Here is a 316-nt window from a genome sequence, read left to right as displayed (position 1 = left end):
GATGGCTGCCGCTTTACACATAGGCGTTGTCATTGCAGGTCCTGCCGGATACCAGTTTGCCGGGGCAGGAAAACGCTTTGTTCGCGCAGCGGAGGCTGGAAAAGCATTTCCGGCAATCATCACAATTGGAATCGCGCTGATCCTCACGGTCTGGGCTCTCTATGCCTTGTCCGGCGCGTCGGTGATTAGACCGTTACCACTGCTGCGCCCGGTGCTAAGCGCTATAGCGCTGATTTACCTGCTACGAGGGCTCGCAGGATTTTTTATCTTGAAAAATACCGGCAGAACCACCCGATTCATTCTGATCAGCTCGGCG

General features: G+C 55.1%; 1 protein-coding gene. It reads left to right on the top strand.

The annotated features are described in order from the left end of the window. Position 1 precedes the first annotated feature (1 nt). Positions 2–316: hypothetical protein (locus M5B96_RS32475; RefSeq protein WP_248801263.1), on the top strand; the 315-nt coding region annotated here is incomplete at its 3' end.

The organism is Pseudomonas sp. MWU13-2105, assembly GCF_023242315.1.
GTDB lineage: Bacteria > Pseudomonadota > Gammaproteobacteria > Pseudomonadales > Pseudomonadaceae > Aquipseudomonas.
This window is presented reverse-complemented; position numbering and strand designations above follow the sequence as displayed.